Source organism: Streptomyces sp. NPDC028928 (assembly GCF_055564915.1).
On sequence record NZ_JBVHVI010000001.1, the window covers coordinates 989,069 to 1,009,353 of the forward strand.

Consider the following 20,285-nt stretch of genomic DNA (forward strand, 5'->3'; position numbering starts at 1 on the left):
CTGGTGCGGGCCTCGTGCACGGGGCGGGCCCCGCCCACCGTGTCGTCAGCCACCCCGCACCCCCCGGAAGCCGCCCGCCAGTGCCCGGGAGGCGATCACGTTGCCGCTGATCAGGAGGGCTCCGATCAGCAGGAGCTTGAACATGGCCCGGCCCGGTCCGACGGTGGCGCACAGCGCGAGTACGGCCGCCGCGGCCAGTCCCGCCGCCGTCCAGGTCAGGCCCCAGGCGGCGGTTCGCTGCCCGGTCAGGTCGTCGCAGAGGAGGCGGGCGAAGACGAGGGTGCCGACCGGGCCGAGGAGGGCGAGGAGCAGGGCGAGGTCGACGTAGGACGGGCGGCCGTAGCCCTGGGCGAGGAGCAGCAGGGCCGGGCAGACGGCGGAGGTGGTCAGGTTCTGCGCGATCACCCGGCGGGCCGGCGGGCCGGTGGTCACGCCCCACAGGGCGGCCGCGCCTCCCCCGCCCAGCTCGACGGTCGCCGCGAGGATCCAGCCGTTCACCGCCAGGTCACCGCCCGCCGGCCGGCCCGGGCCAGCAGAGCGCCCGCGGCGGCGCAGCCCGCGCCGACGATCCGTTCCAGAGTGTCGACCGTGCTGATGAGCACCAGCCACAGCAGCGTCAGCGCCGCCCACCAGGCGAGGAGTTCGCCGGCGGCGAGGAGGGCCGCGCGGGGGGCCGTACGGCGGGTCATGCAGCACCTCCTCGGGTCCGCTGTGCGCTGTTCCACTGTTCTCCGGCCCGCTGTGCACGGGTACGCGGCGATGTGTCCGGAGTGCCGCTGGGGGCATCCAAGCACCGCCGGACCCGGGCGGGAGCGGCGGCACGCGGGTCCGCACCCGGAGTGCCCCGGAGGCGTGAACGGAAACCACGGGTGCGTGCCGGGCGGCGGCATCCCGGGCCGGGGTGCGGGTAACCGACGTTCGGAACGCGGAAGTTGACGACTGGAGGAGCGCATGGCCCGTACCGTCCCGCGGCTGCCCGAGGTCCTGCGCGCCGTCCGGAGGCAGTGGCCGCCCGTGAAGTCCCGCCCGCGTGCGGCCGCCGTCCGCAGGCGGCGCCCGGACGGCGAGACCCGTCCGCGTGCCGCTGCCGCCTGGAGGCACCGGCGGGACGCGAAGGACCGTCCCCGTGCCGCGCGGCACGCGCTGCCGCTTCCCGTCCGGCTGCTGGCGGTCCTGGTCGCCTTCGCGCTGATGGTGGCGTTCGCCGTCCTCCTGGCCCGGGTCACGCTCCAGCCGTCCCCCGCCTCGGTGCCGCTGACGCACAGCAATCTGCACCCGGGCCGCTCGCTCCGGGCCTATCTGGAGCAGGCGTCGGCGCGGGACGCGGTCCGGCAGGTCGGCGGGAACCTGCTGCTCGGCGTCCCGTTCGGGGTGCTGGTGCCGGTCCTGGCGCCGCGTGCCCGGGGGGTGGTGCGGGTGCTCGCGCTGACGGCCCTGGTGATGCTGATGGTGGAGCTGGTCCAGGGGGCGCTGGTGACGGGCCGGGCCTTCGACATCGACGACGTACTGCTCAACACGGCCGGGGCGCTGGTGGGTTGGCTGCTGCTGGGGCGGCGGCTCGGGCGGGGGGTGCACCGGCGGGTGCGGGAGCCGTCGGCCGAGTGATCGTCAGCACCAGGTCTGTACCACAGTATTGACACCCCCTTATCTCACTCCTTAAATCAAGAGGCGCGCAGCTCCCGCCCCCACACCGATCGGAGAGCCATGGCCTCCCCACGCCTGCTCCGCAGATGTCTCCTCGCCGCCCTGTCCGCCGCCCTGGTCGGCTCGGTCGCCGTCGGCCCCGCGCGGGCCGCGCAGACCGCCACCCCGGCGGCAGCGGCCGTCACCACCTTCTCGGACACCTTCGACGGGCCCGCCGGCGCCGCGGTCGACTCCTCGAAGTGGACCCTGGAGACCGGTGACAACGTCAACAACCACGAGCGGCAGTACTACACCTCGGGCACGAAGAACGCCGCCCTGGACGGCCAGGGCCACCTGGTGATCACGGCCCGGAAGGAGAACCCGGCCGGCTACCAGTGCTGGTACGGCAGCTGCCAGTACACCTCGGCGCGGCTGAACACCGCCGGGAAGTTCACCGCCCAGTACGGCCATGTCGAGGCACGGATGAAGATCCCGCGCGGGCAGGGCATGTGGCCCGCGTTCTGGATGCTCGGCACGCCGGTCAACTGGCCGGACTCGGGCGAGATCGACGTGATGGAGAACGTCGGCTTCGAGCCCTCGACCGTGCACGGCACCATCCACGGGCCCGGCTACTCCGGCTCGGGCGGCATAGGCGCCGGTTACACGCTGCCGAACGGGCAGGCCTTCGCGGACGCCTTCCACACCTTCGCCGTCGACTGGGCGCCCGACTCGATCACCTGGTCGGTGGACGGGAACGTCTACCAGCGCCGGACCCCCGCCGACCTGGGCGGCCGGACCTGGGTCTTCAACAAGCCGTTCTTCCTGATCCTGAACCTCGCGGTCGGCGGCTACTGGCCCGGCGACCCGGACGGCTCCACGCAGTTCCCGCAAGCGCTGGTGGTGGACTCGGTGTCGGTGACCACGAGCGACAGCGCCGCCGGTGTGCCGATCCGGGGCCTGGCGGGCAAGTGCGTGGACGTGGCCGGCGCGAACCCCGCGAACGGCACCCCGGTCCAGCTCTACGACTGCAACGGCACGGGCGCGCAGGCCTGGACCGTCGGCACGGACGGCACGCTGCGGGCGCTCGGCAAGTGCCTGGACGTCACGGGCAACGGCACGGCGGACGGCTCGACCGTCCAGCTGTGGGACTGCACCGGCGGCCCCAACCAGAAGTGGACCGTCACCGGGGCGCACGACATCGTCAACCCGCAGGCGAACAAGTGCCTCGACGTCACCGGCAACAACGCGGCCAACGGGACCCGGCTGCAGATCTGGACCTGCACGGGCGGTGCCAACCAGAAGTGGACGGTCGGCTGAGCCGGACGTGCCGGCCGGTCAGTGCACCGTCCACTTGTACTTGTCCCCGCCCACGAAGCGGACCACGTCCGGGTCGTCGAGGTCGTGGATGGGGATGCCGTAGGCGGCCGCCGTCTCCAGCACGTCCGTGACGGTCCTGGCCTCGCCGACCACCTGACCGTCGATCTCCATGATCCGGAAGGGCGGCTCACCGTGCCTGCCCGGGCACACCCCGAGGACCATGATCCGCGGATGGGAGATGTGGGGAGCTGCTTGTTCGGTCATGCAATCGAGGGTAGAACGCAACCCGCCCGGACGGGTCGTCCACCGGTACCGGCCGGCGGACCGGCTCAGGGGCGGCGCCAGTCGTCGCTGGTCAGATGGGAGCCGGCCTGCGGGCCCATGCGCAGCATGCCGCCGTCGACGCTCCAGGAGGCGCCGGTGACGTAGGAGGCGTCGGGGCTCGCGAGGAACGCGATCACCGCAGCCACCTCGCGGGCGTCACCGGGCCGGCCGAGCGGCACGCCGGGGCGGCGCTCGGTGTGCACGTCGGTGTCCTCCTGGCCGGTCATCGGGGTGGCGATCTCGCCCGGCGCGACCGCGTTCACGGTGATGCCGTACTCGGCCAGCTCCAGGGCCATCACCTGGGTCAGCAGGCCTAGGCCGCCCTTGGCCGCGCAGTACGGGGCCGCGCCGACCCGGGGCTGGTGCTCGTGCACCGAGGTGACGTTGACGATGCGGCCGCCGTCGCCCTGCCGGATCATCTGCCGCGCGGCCCGCTGTCCGAGCAGGAACGGGCCGACGAGGTCGATGTCCAGGACCCGGCGCACCTCCGTCAGGGTCAGGTCGAGGTAGGGGGTCATGGTGCCCGTACCGGCGTTGTTGACCAGGACGTCGACCCGGCCCAGCTCGGCGCACAGCTCGTCCACCGTGTCGGCGGCCTCGGGCAGCCGGGTGAGGTCCAGCTGGGCCACGGCGGCGCGGCGGCCGTGCGCGCGGACCTCCCGCGCCGTCTCCTCGGCGCCCTTCTCGTCGGAGTGCCAGGTGATGCCGATGTCCAGGCCCGCCTCGGCCAGGCGTACGGCGGTGGCCCGGCCGATGCCGGAGTCCGAGCCGGTGACGATCGCTGCGCGTGGCATGGACGGCCTCCTCTGGTGAGCGTGGGCATCGCAGTACCCGGGGGCGGGGTGGACAAACGGGTTTCGACGCGGGAGCACGGGGTGTGCTGCGGAGCGCGGGCCGGGGGTCGGCTGCTCGCGCGGTTCCCCGCGCCCCTTCAGGGCGTCTGGTGCACCCTTGGTGTGCATGGACCCCGTCGCCGCTCTCGACCGGATCGCCTTTCTCCTGGAGCGGGCGCTCGCGCCCACCTATCGGGTACGGGCCTTTCGCACCGCTTCCCGGACGCTGGCCGCGCTGTCCGCGGAGGAGGTCGCCGAGCGGGCCGCGGCCGGGACGCTGGAGTCGCTGAAGGGGGTCGGGCCGAAGACCGCGCAGGTGGTGCGGGAGGCGCTGGCCGGTGAGGTGCCCGGGTATCTGCGCAGGCTGGAGGAGGAGGCGGGGGCCTCGGTCGGTGCCGAGGGGGCCGGTGCCGAGTTGCGGGCGCTGATCCGCGGGGACTGTCACACGCACTCCGACTGGTCCGACGGGGGCAGCCCGATCGAGGAGATGGGGCGGGCGGCGGCCGAGCTGGGTCATGAGTGGACCGTGCTCACCGACCACTCGCCACGGCTGACCGTGGCCCGCGGGCTGTCGCCCGAGCGGCTGCGGGAGCAGCTCGCGGTGGTGGCGGAGCTGAACGCGCGGTGGGCGCCGTTCCGGCTGCTCACCGGCATCGAGTGCGACATCCTGGAGGACGGCTCGCTGGACCAGGAACCGGAGCTGCTGGAGCAGTTGGACGTGGTCGTGGTGTCGGTCCACTCCAAGCTGCGGATGGACGCGCGGTCCATGACCCGCCGGATGGTGGCCGCGGTGCGCGATCCGCACGCCGACGTCCTCGGGCACTGCACCGGGCGTCTGGTCACGGGCCGGGGGCGGCCCGAGTCGCAGTTCGACGCGGACGAGGTGTTCGCCGCGTGCGCCGAGTCGGGCACCGCCGTGGAGATCAACAGCCGTCCGGAACGGCTCGACCCGCCGCGTCGGCTGCTGCGCCGGGCGGTCGAGGCGGGGGTGCTGTTCTCGGTCGACACCGACGCGCACGCGCCCGGCCAGCTGGACTGGCAGATCCTCGGCTGCGCCCGGGCCGAGGAGTGCGGGGTGCCGCCCGAGCGGGTGGTGACCACCTGGTCGGCCGAGGAGCTGCTGGGCTGGACCCGTGAGGGCCGGCTGCCGGCGCGCGTGGCGGAGTCGGGGCGTGGTACCCGGGCCGGAAGCTGACTGTCGCAAGCTGATCGAGAGGACCTGGGATGGACCGTGCCGCCGTGTTCGACGTCGACGGGACCCTCGTCGACACCAATCACCTGCACGTCGTCACCTGGTGGGAGGCGTTCCGGCAGGCCGGGCACGAGGTCCCCATGCACGCCGTGCACCGGGCCGTCGGCCTCGGCTCCACGGACCTGGTCGCCCATCTGCTCGGCGACGACCGGGACCGGGACCAGGACGCACGGCTGAGCGGGGCGCACACGGCGCTGTACGGACAGTACTTCGACCGGCTGCCCGCGCTTCCGGGGGCCGGGGAGCTGCTGCGGCGGCTGCACGGGGACGGCTGGAAGGTGGTCCTCGCCACCTCGGCGAGCGGTGCCGAGCTGGGCGCGCTGCGCCGGGCGATCGACGCGGACGACGCCATCGCGGCCACGGCGAGCGCCGACGACGTACGGCAGGGCAAGCCGGCCCCGGAGCCCGTGGAACACGCGCTTCAGCTGGCCGGGGTGCCGGCCTCGCGGGCGGTGTTCGTCGGGGACACCGTGTGGGACATGCGGGCGGGCAGCAAGGCCGGGGTGCGCTGTGTGGGGCTGCTGTGCGGCGGGATCCCGCGGGCCGATCTGGAGGAGGCCGGGGCGGAGGCGGTGTACGCCGATCCGGCGGATCTGCTGGCGCGGCTGGCCGGAAGCCCGCTGGGCTGAGCGGTGACGGTGGTGACGCAGGTCACCTGTGGGGATGGAACACCCGGGTGTGGTTGCCCGTTGAACAAGCCGTGGGTGTGGATGGGACAGTGTCCCCGGGCCTCACCTTTTGCCCACAGGGACGATCGTTCGGCTGAAGCCCTGTGGAGCGTCTCGCCGAGAGGCGACCGCCATCCGCGCCCACCACCCGTCCGCCCCGGTCGTGATTCCCCCGTCACGGCCGGGGCTTTCCACTGCCCGCTTCCGCTGTGCGCCGTCCGGGGGCGCCGCGTGTGCGGATCCGGCGCCCGGGTACCCGGCCGCTCGTCGCAGCCTCCGCCGATGCCGACGAGAGGAGCCGAAGGTGAGCAGCTCAGCGGGCAGCAGGGTGGTCGTGACAGGCGCCACCGGCAATGTCGGGACGAGTGTGGTGCGTCTGCTCTCGGAGGATCCCGGTGTCAGGTCGGTGCGGGGGCTGGCCCGGCGGACGCCCGAGTGGTCGCCGCCGAAGACCGAGTGGTCCGCCGTCGACCTGGGCTCGGACCAGGACAACCTCGCCGAGCGGTTCGAGGGCGCCGACGCCGTGATCCATCTGGCCTGGGCGTTCCAGCCGACGCACGATCCGGCCACCACCTGGCGGACCAATGTGCTCGGCAGCATCCGGGTCTTCGAGGCGGTCGCCGCGGCCCGGGTACCGGTGCTGGTGCACGCGTCCTCCGTCGGGGCGTACTCGCCGGGGCCGAAGGACCGCCCGGTGGACGAGTCCTGGCCGACGCACGGCTGGCCGGACGCCGCGTACTGCCGGGAGAAGGCCTATCTGGAGCGCACACTGGACGTGTTCGAGCGTGATCACCCCGGGGTGCGGGTGGTCCGGATGCGCCCGGCGTTCCTGTTCAAGTGGGAGTCGGCGAGCGAGCAGCGGCGGATCTTCGGCGGGCGGTTCCTGCCCGGTCCGCTGGCCCGCCCGGAGCTGCTGCCGTTCCTTCCGGACATCCCGGGCCTGAGAGTGCAGGCGCTCCACACGGACGACGCGGCCGAGGCCTACCGGCTCGCGGTGCACACGGACAGCGCCCGCGGCGCCTTCAACCTGGCCGCCGATCCCCCGCTCGACGCGGGCGTCCTCGCCGAGCTGCTCGGCTCCCGGCCGCTGCGGCTGCCCCGTACGGCGGCTCGCTCGGCGATCGCCGCCGCCTGGGGCCTGCGCCTGCTGCCCGCCTCCCCGCACCTGTTCGACGCCGTCCTGCGGCTGCCGCTGATGGACTGCGCACGGGCGCGCGCCGAACTGGGCTGGGAGCCGCGGCGCACGGCGACCGAGGTGCTCCAGGAGTTCCTGGACGGGTTGCAGAAGGGCGGCGGAATGGAGACCGAGCCGATGCGCGGACGGAAGGTCGGCTGAACGGCCCCGCCCCGGACGAGGGAGGAACGGAGAACACCATGCCCGAGCAGAAGCCCGGATCCGGCCCCGGGGAACGGCCGGTACCCCGGGACATGCCCGACCAGCAGGCCAGCCCCGACAAGGACCCGTGGGACGTCACCCCGGCACGCCCACGCGACGACGAACCGGACGAGCACGCCGTACCCGACACGGACGAAGCCGGCACCGGCCCCCGCGACTCCCCCCGACCGGGCACGGTGCACCCGGAACATCCGACCCCACAGGAACCGTCGGCCTGAGCGGCCGGCCGTCGACCTCAGCCGAAGCGGCCGGGACGAGCCCGGGTCGCCCTGTGCCCGCCGGGGTCGCCGCTCACTGAGGGGTTCGGTCCTGGAGGGCTGTTCGCCAGGCGGGGAGGCGGGGTTCGGTGGTGGGTTCGGGGTGGCGGCCGCCGGCGGCGAAGAACTCGGCCAGGGGGAGGATCGCGGCGCCGACCGTGACCGCGTCCGGACCGAGCCGGCCGAGGTCGATGGTGACCTTGTCGGCCGGGTGCCGCAGGGCGTACGTGGCCGCGTGCCGGCGTACGGCGGGCAGGAACCGCGTGCCGAGCTGGAGCCCGGCCCAGCCGCCGATCAGGATCCGCTCGGGCTGGAAGAGGTTGATCAGGTCGGACAGGCCGGCGCCGAGGTACTCCGCGGTCTCCTCCAGGACGGCCAGCGCGACCGGGTCGGGTGTGCCGCCTTCGGGCGGGTACGCCGCCGCGAGCATCGCGGTCAGCGCGGTCTCCTCGTCGGTGCCCTCCGGCGGCCGGCCGCCCTCCTCGCGCCAGCGGGCCAGCAGCGACTCCGCGCCCGCGTAGGCCTCCAGGCAGCCCGGCGCACCGCAGCGGCAGCGGCGCCCGCGCACCCGTACCGTCAGATGGCCCCACTCCACCGCCCGCCCGTGTTCCACCTCGGGTGTGACCAGGCAGGCGCCGACGCCGGAGCCGAAGAGCACGACGACGGCGTTGCGGGCGCCGCGCCCGGCGCCGAACCACATCTCGGCCTGGCCGAGGGTCTTGGCGCCGTTGTCGATGAAGTACGGCACCTCGTCCGGGAGCTGGGAGGCCGAGCGGAGCAGCCGCTCCAGCGGGACCGCGTCCCAGCCGATGGTCTGGCCGTGGACGACGGCACCGCGGTCCGGGGTGTGTTCGACTATGCCGGGGACGCCGACGCCGACGCCGAGCAGCCGCCCCGGGTCGGCCTGTTCGGCGGTGAGGACCTCGGCGACGCCGTCGCGGATGTGGCCGGCGATGACGTCGACGTCGTAGCCCTGCGGGGCCAACGGCCGTTCCACGCGGGCCAGTTCGGTGAGGGCCAGGTCGAACAGCTCCACCCGGACCCGGGTCTCGCCGACGTCGACGCCGATCATCTGGCCGCTGTGCGGGGCGACCCGCAGCAGCGTGCGCGGCCGGCCGCCGTCGGAGTCGACGCTGCCGGCCTCCTCGACCAGTCCGTCCGCGATCAGGTCCGCGACCACGTTGCTGACCGAACCGGAGCTGAGTCCGGTGGCCGGACCCAGCTCGAACCGGCTGAGCGGACCGTCGAAGTACAGCCGCTGGAGCACCGCCGTACGGTTGCCTCGCCTCAGGTCGCGTACCGTGCGTCCGTTGCGCCCCGCCATGTGGCTCCCTTCACGAACCGTGCCCGACCTGCAACATACCCCTTCGGGCAGCCGGAACGCGACATTCTGCCAACCCTTAGTTCACGCTATGAGCTAAGGCGGAGGCGTTCGATGTCGTCCAGTGCGGCGACCAGCTCCGGGGCGACGGTCTCCTGGGTCCACCGCTGCCGGTCCGCGCCGACCGCCCGGGGCACCGTCTCGATCAGCATGATCAGGTAGAGGTAGGCGCGGTAGAGGGCTAGCCGCAGCCGCTCCGGCCGGTCGAAGGAGACCCGGCCGTCGGCGTCCCGGTAGCCGGCGAGGAAGTCCTGGTCCTTCTCGATGTCGTCCAGCAGGGCCAGGGAGACGAAGTCGGCGACCGGGTCGCCCCAGAACATGCGCTCGCCGTCGACGAGCCCGCCCACGCGGGGCCCGCCGGGGGTGCGGTCCACGAGGATGTTGCCCGGCCACAGGTCGAAGTGGACCGGGCGCGGCACGGTGACCTCGTCCAGCGCGCCGTACGCGGAGCGGAGCGTACGGGCCACCTCGTCGGCGGGCCGGGGCAGTTCGGCGGCGTAGTCGCGGGCGTCGGCGAGGACCGCGTCGAGCATCCCCGTGAACGCCGTCCGCCAGTCGGCGGCGAGCGGGCCGAGCGCGCCCGACGGGTAGCCGAAGCCGGGTCCGGTGATCCGGTGCAGCCGGGCCACCTGCGCGCCCAGCTCGCGGCGCAGGGCCGCCTGTTCCGCCTGGGGCAGGGAGCCGTCCCAGGGCGCTCCGGGGCAGAGGGTCTGCAGCGCGTGCCGCGCCTTGGGTCCGGGGTCGGTGTGCACCGTGCGGGGCGCGGGGACACCGGCCTCGGCGGCGGCCCGGCAGAACGCCTCCTCGGAGCGCAGCAGCCGGGACTCGTAGCGCAGGCCCGGCCCGGCGGGCGCGGTCTTCAGCACGTAGCGGCTGCCGTCGGCGAGCCGGAGTTCCTCGACGGTGTTGTAGGTGCCGCCGCCGAGGGGGCGCACCCCGACCAGCCGGGCGGGCGGCAGGCCCGCCGCGGCCAGGACCCGCCGCGCCCGCTCGTGCGAGTCCCCGATCCGCGTCCGCTCCTCGGACTCCCCCATCGGTGCCCCCTCCCCGGCGGCGGCTCAGCCCGCCGCGTACACGTCCTCCACGTAACGCCCGTCCGCCACCAGCGTGTCGAGCCACCGCTCGGCCGCCGCCCGGTCGGCGCCGGGGGTGTGTTCCCGGTACAGGGTACGGAAGGCCTCGCGGACGCCGGGGGCCATGCGGGCGCCGTCGCCGCAGACGTGGACCCGGGCCCCGGCGGTCAGCAGCCGCCACACCTCGTCGCCCTCGGCGGCGATCCGGTGCTGGACGAAGACGGCCCCGTTCTCGGGGGCGGCGCTGAAGGCCGGGCGCAGGGACACCGCTCCGGCCCGCTCGGCCGCCCGCAGCTCCTCGGCGTGCAGGTAGTCGGCCTCGGGCGCGTCACAGCCGAAGTAGAGGAGCGCCGGGGCGAGTCGGGTGCCTGCCTGACAGGCGGCCAGGCGGTCGGCGACGGCCCCCCGGAACGGAGCGAGTCCGGTGCCGGCGGCGACCATCACGACCGGTGCCGAGCCGTCGACCCGGAACGCGTCGCGGCAGGGCTGGACGCGGGCGTACACGGTGTCGCCGGGGCGCAGGGAGGCGAGATGACCGGAGCCGGTGCCCCGGTAGCGGCCCTTGCCCGACCGGGCCGGGGCGTCGAGCACGGACACCATGAGGTCGGCGTGGCGCGGGTCGGCCGCCGGCGCCGAGGAGATGGAGTAGTGGCGGGGCCGCAGCGGGGTCAGCAGGTCGAGCAGGAGCGGCCAGCCGAGGGCTCCGCGCAGGGCGGGGTGGTCCTCGGCCAGCTCCACCAGGGTGCGCGGGTCGTCGGTGGTCAGGGCGGCGAGGGCGGCACGCTCGGGCGGGCAGGGGTTGGTCTCGGCGAGGAGCGCCCGCTGCCGTTCGGTCGGCCGCTCCTGCAACTCGACGTGGTGAGTGAGCAGTTGCCGTGCCGTCAGCGGTCGGTCGACAGCGAGTCCGTCGCGACGCGGGCGGGTGGCCCGGATGTCGAGAACGGCGTCGGCGTCGAGGCCGAACGCGGCGAGGGCGCGTTCCACCAGCTCCGGGGCGTTGGCGGGCAGCACGGCCAGGTGATCGGCGGTGCGGTAGGTGACGCCCTCGGGCAGCGCCACGCGCAGGAACCGCTTGGTGCGGGGATGGCCGGGGGCGGTGAGGTCGTGGGCCTCGGTGACCGTCATCGGGACCAGCCCGTGCCGTTCGGCGAGGGCGTCCAGCGGGCCGCCGGTCAGGGTGCGCACCGCGTAGGCGTGGGCGGGCTCGGCCGGGGTGTCGTTCCCGGCGTCCGGGTCGCCGTACTCCGTGAGCAGCGCGGTGCGCAGCCGGGCCGTGAACTCCCGTACCGTGCCGGTGAGATCGCCGGAGGCGTCGGCGGCGGCGCGTTCGGTGAGCCGGGTGGCGCCGAGTTCGGCGAGGCGGGCGTCGACGCGGGTGGGAACCTGCTGGTAGGTGGCGGCCCAGTTGCGGTCGCCGACGCCGAGGACGGCGTAGGTCACTCCGGTCAGGTCGGGGGTGCCGTCGAGCCAGGCGGTGAAGGCGACGGCGTCGTCGGTGGGGCGGCCGTTGTAGGAGGCGGCGGTGATGACGACGGGCCGGTCCGTGGGCAGGCCGTCCGCGTAGGCGTCCAGGGCGGCGACCTCGGTGGCGCATCCCACGGCGGCGGCCTCGTCGGCGAGCCCGGCGGCGAAGTCCCGGCAGGTGCCGTAGTTGCTGCCGTGCAGGAAGAGGGCGCGGGTGCCGGGGCGGACCCGGGCCGGGAGGGCGTCCGGGGCCGGGGTGCCGGCGGCCCGCGCGGGGGCGGTGCCGGGCAGCGGGGCGTGCACGCGGTCGGCGGGGGTGCGCGGGGTGAGCGTGAGGGTGAGGCCCTCGGGCTTGAGGGTGAGGGTCTCCTTCACGGTGAGCCGGTAGCCGGCGTGGTCGTGCAGCCGGTAGCGGTGGACCAGCAGGGCGAGCAGCATGGTCGCCTCGTGCAGCGCGAACTGCCGTCCGATGCAGGCGCGTTCACCGGTGCCGAAGGGCTTGAAGGCGTGCACCGGGCGGGCCGCCTCGGCCTCGGGGGTGAACCGCTCGGGGTCGAACAGCTCGGGGTTGTCGCCCCACACGGGCTGGCGGTGCAGCATCGGCGCGAGCACGGTGACGGCCTGCCCGGCGCGCAGCGGGATGCGGCCGCCGAGCAGGGTGTCCTCGCGGGCGTGCCGGCTGAACGCGGCGGCCGTCGGCCACAGCCGCAGCGCCTCGTTGAGGACCTGGCGGGTGTACGTGAGCCGGCCGATGTCCTCGTACGTCGGCTCCGGGTCGGGGGTGTCGCCCCACAGCGCGTCGGCCTCGCGCTGCACGAGCCGGAGGACGGAGGGGTGCTTGGCGAGGTAGTACAGGGCGAAGGACATCGCGCCGGAGGTGGTCTCGTGGCCGGCGATCAGGAAGGTGATGACCTGGTTGCGGATGTTGGCCGGGTCCAGGGTGGTGCCGTCGGCGGGGTGCGGGGCGCTGAGCATCAGCCCGAGCAGGTCCTCGGCGCCGCTCTGGTCGGTGCCGGTGCGGGCGGCGATCACGTCGTCCACGACCCGGGCGAGATAGTCGGCGTCCCGGCGGAAGGCCGCGTCCGCCGCCGAGTGGTCCGCGCCCGGGGTGCGGGCCAGGCGGGTCATGCTCCACTCCAGGCAGCGGACCATCGACTCCACGAAGGGATGCGGCTCGTCGCGCTCGAAGGAGCCGAAGTCGTAGTCGAACCCGGCCAGTCCGATGGTGTCGAGCGTCATCCGGGTCATGTCGTCGGGCACGTCGACGGGCCGGCCGGCCCGGGCCGCGCGGTCCCAGGAGTCGATGAGTCGCCGGGCCACCTTCAGCATCACCGGGTGGTAGGTGCGCATCGAGCCGAGCGCGAAGGCGGGCATCAGGATGTCGTGCGCCCTGGCCCAGTTGGGCTCGTCGTTGTACGCCGTGAACAGGCCGTCGGCGGCGAACTCGCGCACGTTCTCCAGGGCGGGCCCGATGTGCTTGGCGAAGCGCTCCTCGTCGGCCAGGTCGGCGACCAGGTCCGCGTCGGCGACGAACATCGCGTCCCGGCCGTGCAGCCGGCGCACCAGCACCGGACCGTGCTCCCGCATCAGCCCCATGACCTGCTGGATCGGGGTGTGGCCAGGGCCGGTGGCGGTGATGTCGACGACGGGGACGCCGGCCAGGGGTGCGGCCGGTCCTGGGCGCAGTGCGGTGGGGGGCATGACGCGACAACTGCCTTTCGCGGTAGCGGACTACTGCGTTCCAGGGTGGTCGACGGGCATCCGGCGCCCGTGCCACGGCACTACACGTTCGTGCAGTGGAAAGTGGGCGCCGGGGCTTGCGCGGGCCGGCCGCGAGCCAGTGAACGGCCGGCGGCGCCGGGTTCCGCAGTGGGACGTCGTCCGGCGGTTCGTCGCCCTGTGCCGCCGTGCTGCTGCTGGCCGGCGACCGGCCGGACACGGGCTACGCGCCCGCGGCACGGCGCGCAGCGCACTCCTCCAGGCGGCGGGCGGGGTGCCGATGGCCTGCTCACGCGGCACCGGCCGCGTCGAGAGCCTGCGGCGCCCCTCGCTCCCCCGAGTTGCCGCTGACCTGCCGCTTCCTCTTGGATGGCAGTCGGCCGGCGGACCGGGAGGTGCCATGGAATCGGGTGGGGCCGACGCGGTGGTGTGGCGCAACCGTGCGCTCATGCTGTTCGACCGGGTGGCGGTACCGGTGGCGGTGTGCGATGTGTACGGCCAGGTGGTGCTGGCGAACCCGGCGATGGCCGCGGAGTGCGGTACGACCCCGGGCCGGCTGCGCGGCCGGCAGGTGCTGGAGCTGTTCCGGCCGCAGGAGGCCGGCCAGGTGGAGCGGATCGCCGAGGCGCTGCGGCTGCGGCACCGCTCCCGCTACCAGGTGTCGGTGTGCTGGCCGGCGCCCGGCGGGGGCGAGCGGTACGGGGAGCTGACGGCGGATCCGGTGAGCGACACCGTGGAGGAGACACCCGCGCTGCTGGTGATGCTGCGGGTGGGGGGCGAGCAGCCCGCGCGGGAGCCGGAGCCGGTGCGGACCACGGAGGTCGAGCGGCGGGTGCTGGCCCTGCTGGCCGGCGGCGCCACCACCGCCCGCGCCGCCCGCGAACTGGGCCTCAGCCGGGACGGCGTCACCTATCACCTGCGCCGCCTGTCGGCCCGCTGGGGTGCGACCAACCGTACCGAGCTGGTCGCCCGCGCCTACGCCCTGGGCGTCCTGAGCCCGGGCGTGTGGCCACCGGAGCCGAGGCCCGCCGAAGGGCAGTAGGGGACCGGAAATTCATTGGCCCACCCTTCTGGTGGCTAAATAGAGTAGCCGTGTACCTAGAGACCCTAGGTTTTCCTTGCATGCCACGCATCCGGAAGGACTCCCCATGAGACCGCTCACCGAGCAGGACATCCGCAGCTCGTTCATCAACTGCTCCAAAGGCGAGGCCAAGCGGCTGGCGGTCCCGCGTGATCTCGGCGAACGCCCCTGGGACGATCTGGACTTCCTCGGCTGGCGCGATCCCGGCGCTCCGGACCGGAGCTATCTGGTCACCGAGCGGGACGGCCGGCTCACCGGCGTCGCCCTGCGCTTCCCCGCCTCCCAGCGCGGTTTCCTGCACCGCAGCATGTGCTCGGTGTGCCTGACGACGCATCCCGGCGGCGGGGTGTCCCTGATGACCGCGCGGAAGGCGGGCGCGGCGGGCCGCGAGGGCAACTCGGTCGGGCTGTACATGTGCACGGACCTGGCGTGTTCGCTGTACGTGCGCGGCAAGAAGGTCCCGGAGTCCGGCGCCCGGTTCGAGGAGAGCCTCACCCTGGAGGAGCAGATAGCGCGCACCCGGGGCAATCTCTCCGCCTTCCTCGACAAGCTGTATGCGTAAGCATCTGGCCTGAAACAGACGGAAAGAGTCCGCAAACGGCCACGTTCGATGCCCCCGAGGACGGGGAACAGGCCAAGGGATGCACGACGTACGAAAGTGGACCGCGGGGCTGCTGCGTCTGGCGAAACGCCGCCGGGAGCCGGTGGTCGTCCAGACGCTGCGGTCGGCCGCGGCGGCGACGGTCGCCTACGTCATCGCGCTCCGGCTGAGCCCCGAGCCGGCCCCGCTCACCGCACCGCTGACCGCGCTGCTGGTCGTCCAGGTGACCTTCTACGCCACCCTCACCAACGGCATCCGCCGGGTGAACTCGGTGGTCGCCGGTGTGCTGGTCGCCATCGCCTTCAGCGTGCTGGTGGGCCTGACCTGGTGGAGCCTCGCGCTGCTGATCGTCGCCGCACTCGCCGTCGGGCACATGGTGCGCGTCGACGAGTACGTGGCCGAGGTGGCGATCAGCGCCATGCTGGTGCTCGGGGTGACCACGGTCGGGTTCACCGCGTGGGCGCGGATCGTGGAGACGCTGATCGGCGCGGTCGTCGGCACCGCCTGCAACCTGCTGCTGCCACCCCCGGTGTGGGTGGACGAGGCGGGCCGGTCCATCGAGGACCTGGCCCGGCGGGTGCGGCAGCTGATGCTGCGGATGGGCGAGGAGGCCGCGGGCCGGACCCCCTGGGAGCGGGCCGCCGAGCGGTTGCACGAGGCGCGTCGGCTGGACCACGACATCGTGCAGGTGGACGCGGCGCTGCGGCAGGCCGAGGACAGCCTGCGGCTCAATCCGCGGGTGAAGGAGGGGCTGCTGCACCGGGTGGTGCTGCGCACCGGTCTGGACACGATGGAGATCTGCACGGTGGTGCTGCGGGTGCTGGCCCGCTCGTTCACGGACCTGGCGAAGGCCCGCGGGTCCGAGGAGCTGTTCCCGCCCCGGGTGGGGGCGACCGTGGAGCAGCTGCTGTCGGAGATCGCCGACGCCATCGTCAGCTTCGCCGTGCTGGTGACCAGCCATGTGAGCGAGAACGCCGAGTCGGCGGAGGCGCGGCTGTCGGCCGAGCTGCACACGGCGGCCGGCACCCGGGACCGGCTGGCCGAGCTGCTCAGGGAGGAGATCCAGAAGGACTGGGCGCACTGGCAGCTGCTCGGCGCCGTCCTGACCGAGACGACCCGGATCATCGACGAGCTGAACACCGAGCACCGTGCCCGCCGCCTGCTGGAGGAGCTGGACCGGGTATCGCGCGGGCAGCGGACCAAGCTGCCCCGGCTGGCCTGGCTGCGCGACCGCCTGGGGGTCCAGGAGGAGCTGTGGCGGAACCGTGCGGGGTTCGGTGAGCGTTATCGGTGAGGGAGCCGCCGGGGCGGGCCGGCGCCGGAGGCGAGGGAGCGTACGGATGACCGGTGGCGGAGTCCGGATCGACGGGAACACACTGCGGCTGCCCGGCGGGGTGGCGGTGCGGTTCGTCCGCACGCTGCGGCTGCCGGAGAGCGGCACCCATCCGCTGCCGCCGGGCCTGGGCGAGTTCCCGGTCCGGCGGGTGGCCGACCACGCCGACCGGGTGCCGGAGCGGATGCGGGCGCGGGGCGGTGTGATGCTGCCGGTGTATCTGCGCGAGGCGATGTGGCTGAGTTTCGGCGGCACGACGGAGCCGGCGGCGCTCCAGGTCGGTGTGGGCAAGGTGTGCGCGGTGTCCGGCAAGCCGTGGCGCGACCGGCTGTCCCGGCGTCCGCAGAACTATGTGGTGCTGCCCCGCCAGCCCTGGCTGGACGGCATCAACTCCGGCAGGGGCACGGTCCGCCAGTTCGTGGCCGTACCGCTGGGGCTGGGCGCGACCGTCGAGGGACAGGTCACCGGCGAGGAGGTGTGGGGCGGGGTCCAGCTCCAGTCGTTCCCGCTGAAGGAGGAGGCCCTCGCCGAGTGGCGGCGCCGGGAGCGGGAGCGCTCGCGGCAGCTGGGCCCGCCCGGCGGGTACGGCGCGGCCGGCGGGTACGGCGCGGCCGGCGGGTACAACGCGGCCCTGCCCATGGCCGCGGCGGCCCCCGGCGGAGCGCCGCCGCCCCCGCCCGCCGCGTCCTTCGGCGCTCCCGCTCCCCCGGCCGCCGCTCCGCAGCGGCGCGCCGCGGCCATGGGGCTCGGCGTGGGCGGCTCGATGCGGCAGGAGGTGTACCGGGACGACCGGCCGCTCGGTGACTGGTCGGAGGAACCGGCCGGGCGGGTGTTCGTGCACCTGGTCACGCCCCCGGAGTGGCGCCGGATCACCGGCGAGGCGCCCCCGCCGTCGCCGGTCGACCGGGCCGCGTACACCCGGGCGGGCCTGCCCTGGTACGACTACTACGACGAGGACGCCGAGGACCTCGCCCCCACGGACACCCTGGAGGCGGTCAAGCCGGTCGGCGAGTGGCTCGGCAACGACCTGGACCCCTGGGAGGCGCCGTCCGCCGGGCAGGTGACGCCGCTCAAGGACGCGCCGGGCAGGCCGGTCGAGGACGGCGAGTGGTAGCACCGCCGGCATCCCCGCCGGTTGCAGCACGTGCAACGCCCGTTGCCCGGCTTGCCCTTGGCGGTGTGCGCGGGCCAAGGTGGCTGTCACGAGCGGGGCGACCGACGACCTGAGGTGCGGCATGGACACGGAGGCACGGACGGCGGACGAGGGGTCTTCCCCGTCCCGGCGGGACCGCGAGCGCGGCGGCGGCTGGACCCGGCGCCGGTTCGTCGGGGCGGTGGCCGGCACGGCGGCCGTCGTGGCGGTGCCCTCCCCGGCAGCCCCGCCGGCGGACCGCAAGGCCCCGGAGAGCCGGCCGGAGGCCACCCCGCCGCCCCGGAAGCCGTCCGGTCCGCGCCCGCTGTACGTGGGCACCTACACCTCCGTCGACGGCGGCGGCACCGGCATCGCTCTCGCGTCGTACGACCCCGGGTCGGGCCGGATCACCGGGTCGGGCACGCTCACCGGGGTCCCCGACCCGTCGTATCTCGCCGTGCACCCGAACGGCCGCACGCTGTACGCGGTGGACGAGCGGCAGGACGGCGGGGTGACGGCCGTACGCCTTGCCGACCGGCGGATCCTCGGCACCCGGAGCACCGGCGGCGCCGGGCCCTGTCACCTCTCGGTGCATCCCACGGGACGCTGGCTGCTGAGCGCCAACTACGGTTCCGGCAGTGTCGCCGTGCACCCGATCGACGCCACGGGCGCGCTCGGCGAGCGCACCGGGCTGGTCACGCACACCTCTCCGCCGCCCGGCCCCGGCCAGGAGGGCCCGCACGCCCACCAGATCGTCACGAGTCCCGACGGCGGGCACGTCCTCGCCGTGGACCTGGGCACCGACACCGTCTACACCTACCGCCTCGACCAGACCGAGGGGACGCTCACGGAGGTGGCCCGGGCCCGGACCCGGCCCGGTGCGGGGCCGCGCCATCTGACCTTCCATCCGGGCGGCCGGTACGCCTATCTGGCCAACGAGGTGGACGACACCGTCGCCGTGTGCGCCTATGAGCCGGAAACCGGGCGCCTGAGGATCGGCGAGCCGCAGCCGACCGGGTCGGGCGGCGGCACGAACTATCCGGCGCAGATCCTGGTGACGGCGGACGGGCGGTACGCCTTCCTCGCCAACCGGGGCCACAACAGCCTCGCCCGGTACGCCGTCGAGGCCGGCGGGGCCCGGCTGCGGCTGCTCGGCACGGTGCCGGTGGGCGGGGACTTCCCGCGGCAGATCGCGTTCGCGCCCGACGGCCGGCTGCTGTTCGCGGCGAACCAGCGCTCCGGCACGGTCACCGTCTTCCGCGTCGACCCCGACAGCGGTGAACTCCGCCTGACCGGCGAGCCGTTCGCGTCACCCGTCGCCGTCTGCGCGCTGCCGCTGTAGCGCGCGGGGGCAGGCGGCGGCACTGGCCTGGGCGAGCAGGGCGTGCACGCGCTCGGTGAGCTGGGTGATGTCGTCGGCGGGCGTGTGGAAGGGCAGTCGTACGTCGCCGTGGGCGCGGGTGCGTTCGATGCGCAGGGTCAGTCCGTGCCGGTCCACGGCGAGCGGCGCCACCCGGGTCGCGGCGTGCAGGCTCTCGGGCCGCACCAGGCGGGTGAGCCGTTCGACGGCGTCCGGGTGGGCGTCGGCGAGGTGGGTGAGCAGCCGGGCCTCGGCGCCGGCGAGGGGATCGGGCCGGGCGGCGGTGAACTCGTCCAGGTCCACCACCACGGCCCCGGCGGCCTGGCGCAGCACCACGCGGGTGGGCCGGAAGAGGAGGGCGCCCTCGGACGGGGCGAACCAGCCGGAGAGAAAGAGCCGGGCGCGGACACGGTGGCGCACCGGTACGGGGGCGACGTCGGCGAACTCCAGCAGGGCGGAGGGCTCTTGGCGCGGGGCGCACAGGACCGCCCCGAACAGGGCGCTGTCGTCGGGCACCGCCAGCCGCACCGCGCCGTCCTCGGTCACGGAGTGCGCGCCGACGTACTCCTCGCGGGCGCCGTCCGCGGTCACCGCGCACGACCACGCCGTGGCCAGCACCGAGCGTGCCCGTTCCGCCGCGCCGGGGGCGGCCGTCCAGTCCTGCGTGTCACCCATCCCGGGACCTCCTTAGGTAAGCCTTGCCTAACCTATCGAAGATCGGGGCGCACGCCAACCACGCCACACCGACGGACGGAATCATTCCGGCCTACGACGGGCCTACGGCAGGACGCCCAGCAGCGCGCGGGCGCACAGATCGCGCACCTGCTCCCGGCTCAATTCGCCCTCGCCGCGCAGCCATTCGAGACACACCGCGGTGGTGAAGGCGAGCCAGCCGCGCACCGCCAGCCGCACCCGGGGAGCGGTCTCCACGACGGGACCGAACTCCGGGTCGGCGGCGAGCGCGGCCAGGATCTGCTTCTCCTGGGCGGCGAGGGCCCGCTGGTAGACCCGGCGCACGGCCTGGTCGCCGGCCGCGTCGGCCCGGTGGAAGGCACGGAAGCCATGGGCGTGGGCCTGGACGTAGCCGAGGTAGGTGTCGAGGCCGGCGGCGAGCTGCTCGCGCACCGGCACCCCGGGCTCGGCGGCCGTCATGCGCAGCATGCGCGCGCTCTCCCGCTCCACCACGGCGGCGAAGAAGTCCCGCTTGGTCGGGAAGTAGTGGTACAGCAGCCCGCGCGAAACCCCGGCGATCTCGGCGACCTGCTCGATCCACACCTCGTCGTAGGGGCTCTCCGAGAACAGCTTCGCGCCGACCGACAGCAACTGCTCACGGCGTTCCCCGGTACTGAGTCTGCGCCGGGCTCGCTCCCCCTGGTTCGCGGGCATGGCGTCACTTTACTTGACGCGGGTTCAACAACGGGTCGACACTGAACCGCGTTATTGAACCCACGTACAACACGCGCGCGTCAGT

At 74.3% G+C, this 20,285-nt stretch carries 20 protein-coding genes; 11 read left to right on the forward strand and 9 right to left on the reverse strand.

Annotated elements, in window-relative coordinates; translation table 11 throughout:
* Positions 1–45 precede the first annotated feature (45 nt).
* Positions 46–498, reverse strand: a complete 453-nt coding sequence (locus tag ACZ4U1_RS04285; protein ID WP_467899368.1) for an MrpF/PhaF family protein — start codon at positions 496–498, stop codon at positions 46–48.
* Positions 495–689: a hypothetical protein gene (locus tag ACZ4U1_RS04290; RefSeq protein WP_467899370.1), complete on the reverse strand. Its 195-nt coding sequence runs from the start codon at positions 687–689 to the stop codon at positions 495–497. Before ACZ4U1_RS04290 ends, ACZ4U1_RS04285 begins: the two co-directional genes overlap by 4 nt.
* Positions 690–951: 262 nt before the next feature.
* On the opposite strand from ACZ4U1_RS04290, the gene ACZ4U1_RS04295 reads away from it, so the two are divergent.
* Together ACZ4U1_RS04295 and ACZ4U1_RS04300 are read left to right on the forward strand one after the other, a co-directional pair.
* Complete coding sequence (locus ACZ4U1_RS04295; RefSeq protein WP_467899372.1) at positions 952–1,605, forward strand: VanZ family protein; 654 nt, start codon at positions 952–954, stop codon at positions 1,603–1,605.
* A gap of 99 nt (positions 1,606–1,704) precedes the next feature.
* On the forward strand, positions 1,705–2,940 hold the full coding sequence (locus tag ACZ4U1_RS04300; protein WP_467899374.1) for a lectin: 1,236 nt from the start codon (positions 1,705–1,707) through the stop codon (positions 2,938–2,940).
* Between the two features lie 18 nt (positions 2,941–2,958).
* Here the strand turns inward: ACZ4U1_RS04300 and ACZ4U1_RS04305 are convergent, their stop codons facing one another.
* Both ACZ4U1_RS04305 and ACZ4U1_RS04310 read right to left on the reverse strand, forming a co-directional pair.
* Positions 2,959–3,204, reverse strand: coding sequence for a hypothetical protein (locus ACZ4U1_RS04305; RefSeq protein ID WP_467899376.1), 246 nt, complete (start codon positions 3,202–3,204; stop codon positions 2,959–2,961).
* Between the two features lie 65 nt (positions 3,205–3,269).
* A complete protein-coding gene (locus ACZ4U1_RS04310; RefSeq protein WP_467899377.1) occupies positions 3,270–4,058 on the reverse strand; it encodes an SDR family oxidoreductase in 789 nt (262 codons plus the stop codon).
* Between the two features lie 166 nt (positions 4,059–4,224).
* Here ACZ4U1_RS04310 and ACZ4U1_RS04315 point away from each other — a divergent pair, with 166 nt between their 5' ends.
* From ACZ4U1_RS04315 to ACZ4U1_RS04330, 4 genes are all read left to right on the forward strand, one after another.
* Positions 4,225–5,292, forward strand: coding sequence for a PHP domain-containing protein (locus ACZ4U1_RS04315; protein ID WP_467899379.1), 1,068 nt, complete (start codon positions 4,225–4,227; stop codon positions 5,290–5,292).
* A gap of 29 nt (positions 5,293–5,321) precedes the next feature.
* Complete coding sequence (locus tag ACZ4U1_RS04320) at positions 5,322–5,978, forward strand: HAD family hydrolase (protein WP_467899381.1); 657 nt, start codon at positions 5,322–5,324, stop codon at positions 5,976–5,978.
* A 343-nt stretch (positions 5,979–6,321) separates the two neighbouring features.
* Entirely contained in the window at positions 6,322–7,353 is a 1,032-nt protein-coding gene (locus ACZ4U1_RS04325; protein ID WP_467899382.1) for an SDR family oxidoreductase, read from the forward strand.
* 38 nt (positions 7,354–7,391) lie between these two features.
* Complete coding sequence (locus ACZ4U1_RS04330; RefSeq protein ID WP_467899384.1) at positions 7,392–7,631, forward strand: hypothetical protein; 240 nt, start codon at positions 7,392–7,394, stop codon at positions 7,629–7,631.
* A 73-nt stretch (positions 7,632–7,704) separates the two neighbouring features.
* On the opposite strand, the gene ACZ4U1_RS04335 is transcribed toward ACZ4U1_RS04330, so the two are convergent.
* From ACZ4U1_RS04335 to ACZ4U1_RS04345, 3 genes are all read right to left on the reverse strand, one after another.
* Positions 7,705–8,994, reverse strand: coding sequence for an ROK family protein (locus ACZ4U1_RS04335; RefSeq protein WP_467899386.1), 1,290 nt, complete (start codon positions 8,992–8,994; stop codon positions 7,705–7,707).
* Positions 8,995–9,080: 86 nt separating this feature from the next.
* Positions 9,081–10,085 carry a phosphotransferase family protein gene (locus ACZ4U1_RS04340; protein WP_467899388.1) on the reverse strand — a complete coding sequence of 335 codons (1,005 nt, stop codon included), beginning with the start codon at positions 10,083–10,085 and terminating at the stop codon, positions 9,081–9,083.
* A 24-nt stretch (positions 10,086–10,109) separates the two neighbouring features.
* Positions 10,110–13,289, reverse strand: a complete 3,180-nt coding sequence (locus ACZ4U1_RS04345; protein ID WP_467899390.1) for a cytochrome P450 — start codon at positions 13,287–13,289, stop codon at positions 10,110–10,112.
* Between the two features lie 418 nt (positions 13,290–13,707).
* Between ACZ4U1_RS04345 and ACZ4U1_RS04350 the strand changes: the two genes are divergently transcribed.
* The 5 genes from ACZ4U1_RS04350 (at position 13,708) to ACZ4U1_RS04370 (ending at position 18,796) form a co-directional block, all read left to right on the forward strand.
* Positions 13,708–14,349 carry a LuxR C-terminal-related transcriptional regulator gene (locus tag ACZ4U1_RS04350; RefSeq protein ID WP_467899392.1) on the forward strand — a complete coding sequence of 214 codons (642 nt, stop codon included), beginning with the start codon at positions 13,708–13,710 and terminating at the stop codon, positions 14,347–14,349.
* 106 nt (positions 14,350–14,455) lie between these two features.
* Positions 14,456–14,950 carry an FBP domain-containing protein gene (locus ACZ4U1_RS04355; protein ID WP_467899394.1) on the forward strand — a complete coding sequence of 165 codons (495 nt, stop codon included), beginning with the start codon at positions 14,456–14,458 and terminating at the stop codon, positions 14,948–14,950.
* 79 nt (positions 14,951–15,029) lie between these two features.
* On the forward strand, positions 15,030–16,283 hold the full coding sequence (locus tag ACZ4U1_RS04360) for an FUSC family protein (protein ID WP_467899396.1): 1,254 nt from the start codon (positions 15,030–15,032) through the stop codon (positions 16,281–16,283).
* 46 nt (positions 16,284–16,329) lie between these two features.
* Positions 16,330–17,436: a hypothetical protein gene (locus ACZ4U1_RS04365; RefSeq protein ID WP_467899398.1), complete on the forward strand. Its 1,107-nt coding sequence runs from the start codon at positions 16,330–16,332 to the stop codon at positions 17,434–17,436.
* 220 nt (positions 17,437–17,656) lie between these two features.
* The gene (locus tag ACZ4U1_RS04370) at positions 17,657–18,796 is read left to right on the forward strand and encodes a lactonase family protein (RefSeq protein ID WP_467900086.1); all 1,140 of its coding nucleotides are present in this window, start codon (positions 17,657–17,659) and stop codon (positions 18,794–18,796) included.
* Here ACZ4U1_RS04370 and ACZ4U1_RS04375 read toward each other — a convergent pair.
* Positions 18,764–19,489 carry a DUF2470 domain-containing protein gene (locus ACZ4U1_RS04375; protein WP_467899400.1) on the reverse strand — a complete coding sequence of 242 codons (726 nt, stop codon included), beginning with the start codon at positions 19,487–19,489 and terminating at the stop codon, positions 18,764–18,766. The two genes, ACZ4U1_RS04370 and ACZ4U1_RS04375, sit on opposite strands and share 33 nt — an antisense overlap.
* 102 nt (positions 19,490–19,591) lie before the next feature.
* Complete coding sequence (locus tag ACZ4U1_RS04380) at positions 19,592–20,200, reverse strand: TetR/AcrR family transcriptional regulator (RefSeq protein WP_467899402.1); 609 nt, start codon at positions 20,198–20,200, stop codon at positions 19,592–19,594.
* Positions 20,201–20,285 lie beyond the last annotated feature (85 nt).

Coding starts and splice junctions, on each gene's coding strand:
- ACZ4U1_RS04375 (WP_467899400.1), bottom strand. CDS start 19,489: ATGGGTGACACGCAGGACTGGACGGCCGCCCCCGGCGCGGCGGAACGG.
- ACZ4U1_RS04290 (WP_467899370.1), bottom strand. CDS start 689: ATGACCCGCCGTACGGCCCCCCGCGCGGCCCTCCTCGCCGCCGGCGAA.
- ACZ4U1_RS04300 (WP_467899374.1), top strand. CDS start 1,705: ATGGCCTCCCCACGCCTGCTCCGCAGATGTCTCCTCGCCGCCCTGTCC.
- ACZ4U1_RS04350 (WP_467899392.1), top strand. CDS start 13,708: ATGGAATCGGGTGGGGCCGACGCGGTGGTGTGGCGCAACCGTGCGCTC.
- ACZ4U1_RS04320 (WP_467899381.1), top strand. CDS start 5,322: ATGGACCGTGCCGCCGTGTTCGACGTCGACGGGACCCTCGTCGACACC.
- ACZ4U1_RS04360 (WP_467899396.1), top strand. CDS start 15,030: ATGCACGACGTACGAAAGTGGACCGCGGGGCTGCTGCGTCTGGCGAAA.
- ACZ4U1_RS04365 (WP_467899398.1), top strand. CDS start 16,330: ATGACCGGTGGCGGAGTCCGGATCGACGGGAACACACTGCGGCTGCCC.
- ACZ4U1_RS04335 (WP_467899386.1), bottom strand. CDS start 8,994: ATGGCGGGGCGCAACGGACGCACGGTACGCGACCTGAGGCGAGGCAAC.
- ACZ4U1_RS04355 (WP_467899394.1), top strand. CDS start 14,456: ATGAGACCGCTCACCGAGCAGGACATCCGCAGCTCGTTCATCAACTGC.
- ACZ4U1_RS04305 (WP_467899376.1), bottom strand. CDS start 3,204: ATGACCGAACAAGCAGCTCCCCACATCTCCCATCCGCGGATCATGGTC.
- ACZ4U1_RS04345 (WP_467899390.1), bottom strand. CDS start 13,289: ATGCCCCCCACCGCACTGCGCCCAGGACCGGCCGCACCCCTGGCCGGC.
- ACZ4U1_RS04295 (WP_467899372.1), top strand. CDS start 952: ATGGCCCGTACCGTCCCGCGGCTGCCCGAGGTCCTGCGCGCCGTCCGG.
- ACZ4U1_RS04380 (WP_467899402.1), bottom strand. CDS start 20,200: ATGCCCGCGAACCAGGGGGAGCGAGCCCGGCGCAGACTCAGTACCGGG.
- ACZ4U1_RS04330 (WP_467899384.1), top strand. CDS start 7,392: ATGCCCGAGCAGAAGCCCGGATCCGGCCCCGGGGAACGGCCGGTACCC.
- ACZ4U1_RS04340 (WP_467899388.1), bottom strand. CDS start 10,085: ATGGGGGAGTCCGAGGAGCGGACGCGGATCGGGGACTCGCACGAGCGG.
- ACZ4U1_RS04315 (WP_467899379.1), top strand. CDS start 4,225: ATGGACCCCGTCGCCGCTCTCGACCGGATCGCCTTTCTCCTGGAGCGG.
- ACZ4U1_RS04310 (WP_467899377.1), bottom strand. CDS start 4,058: ATGCCACGCGCAGCGATCGTCACCGGCTCGGACTCCGGCATCGGCCGG.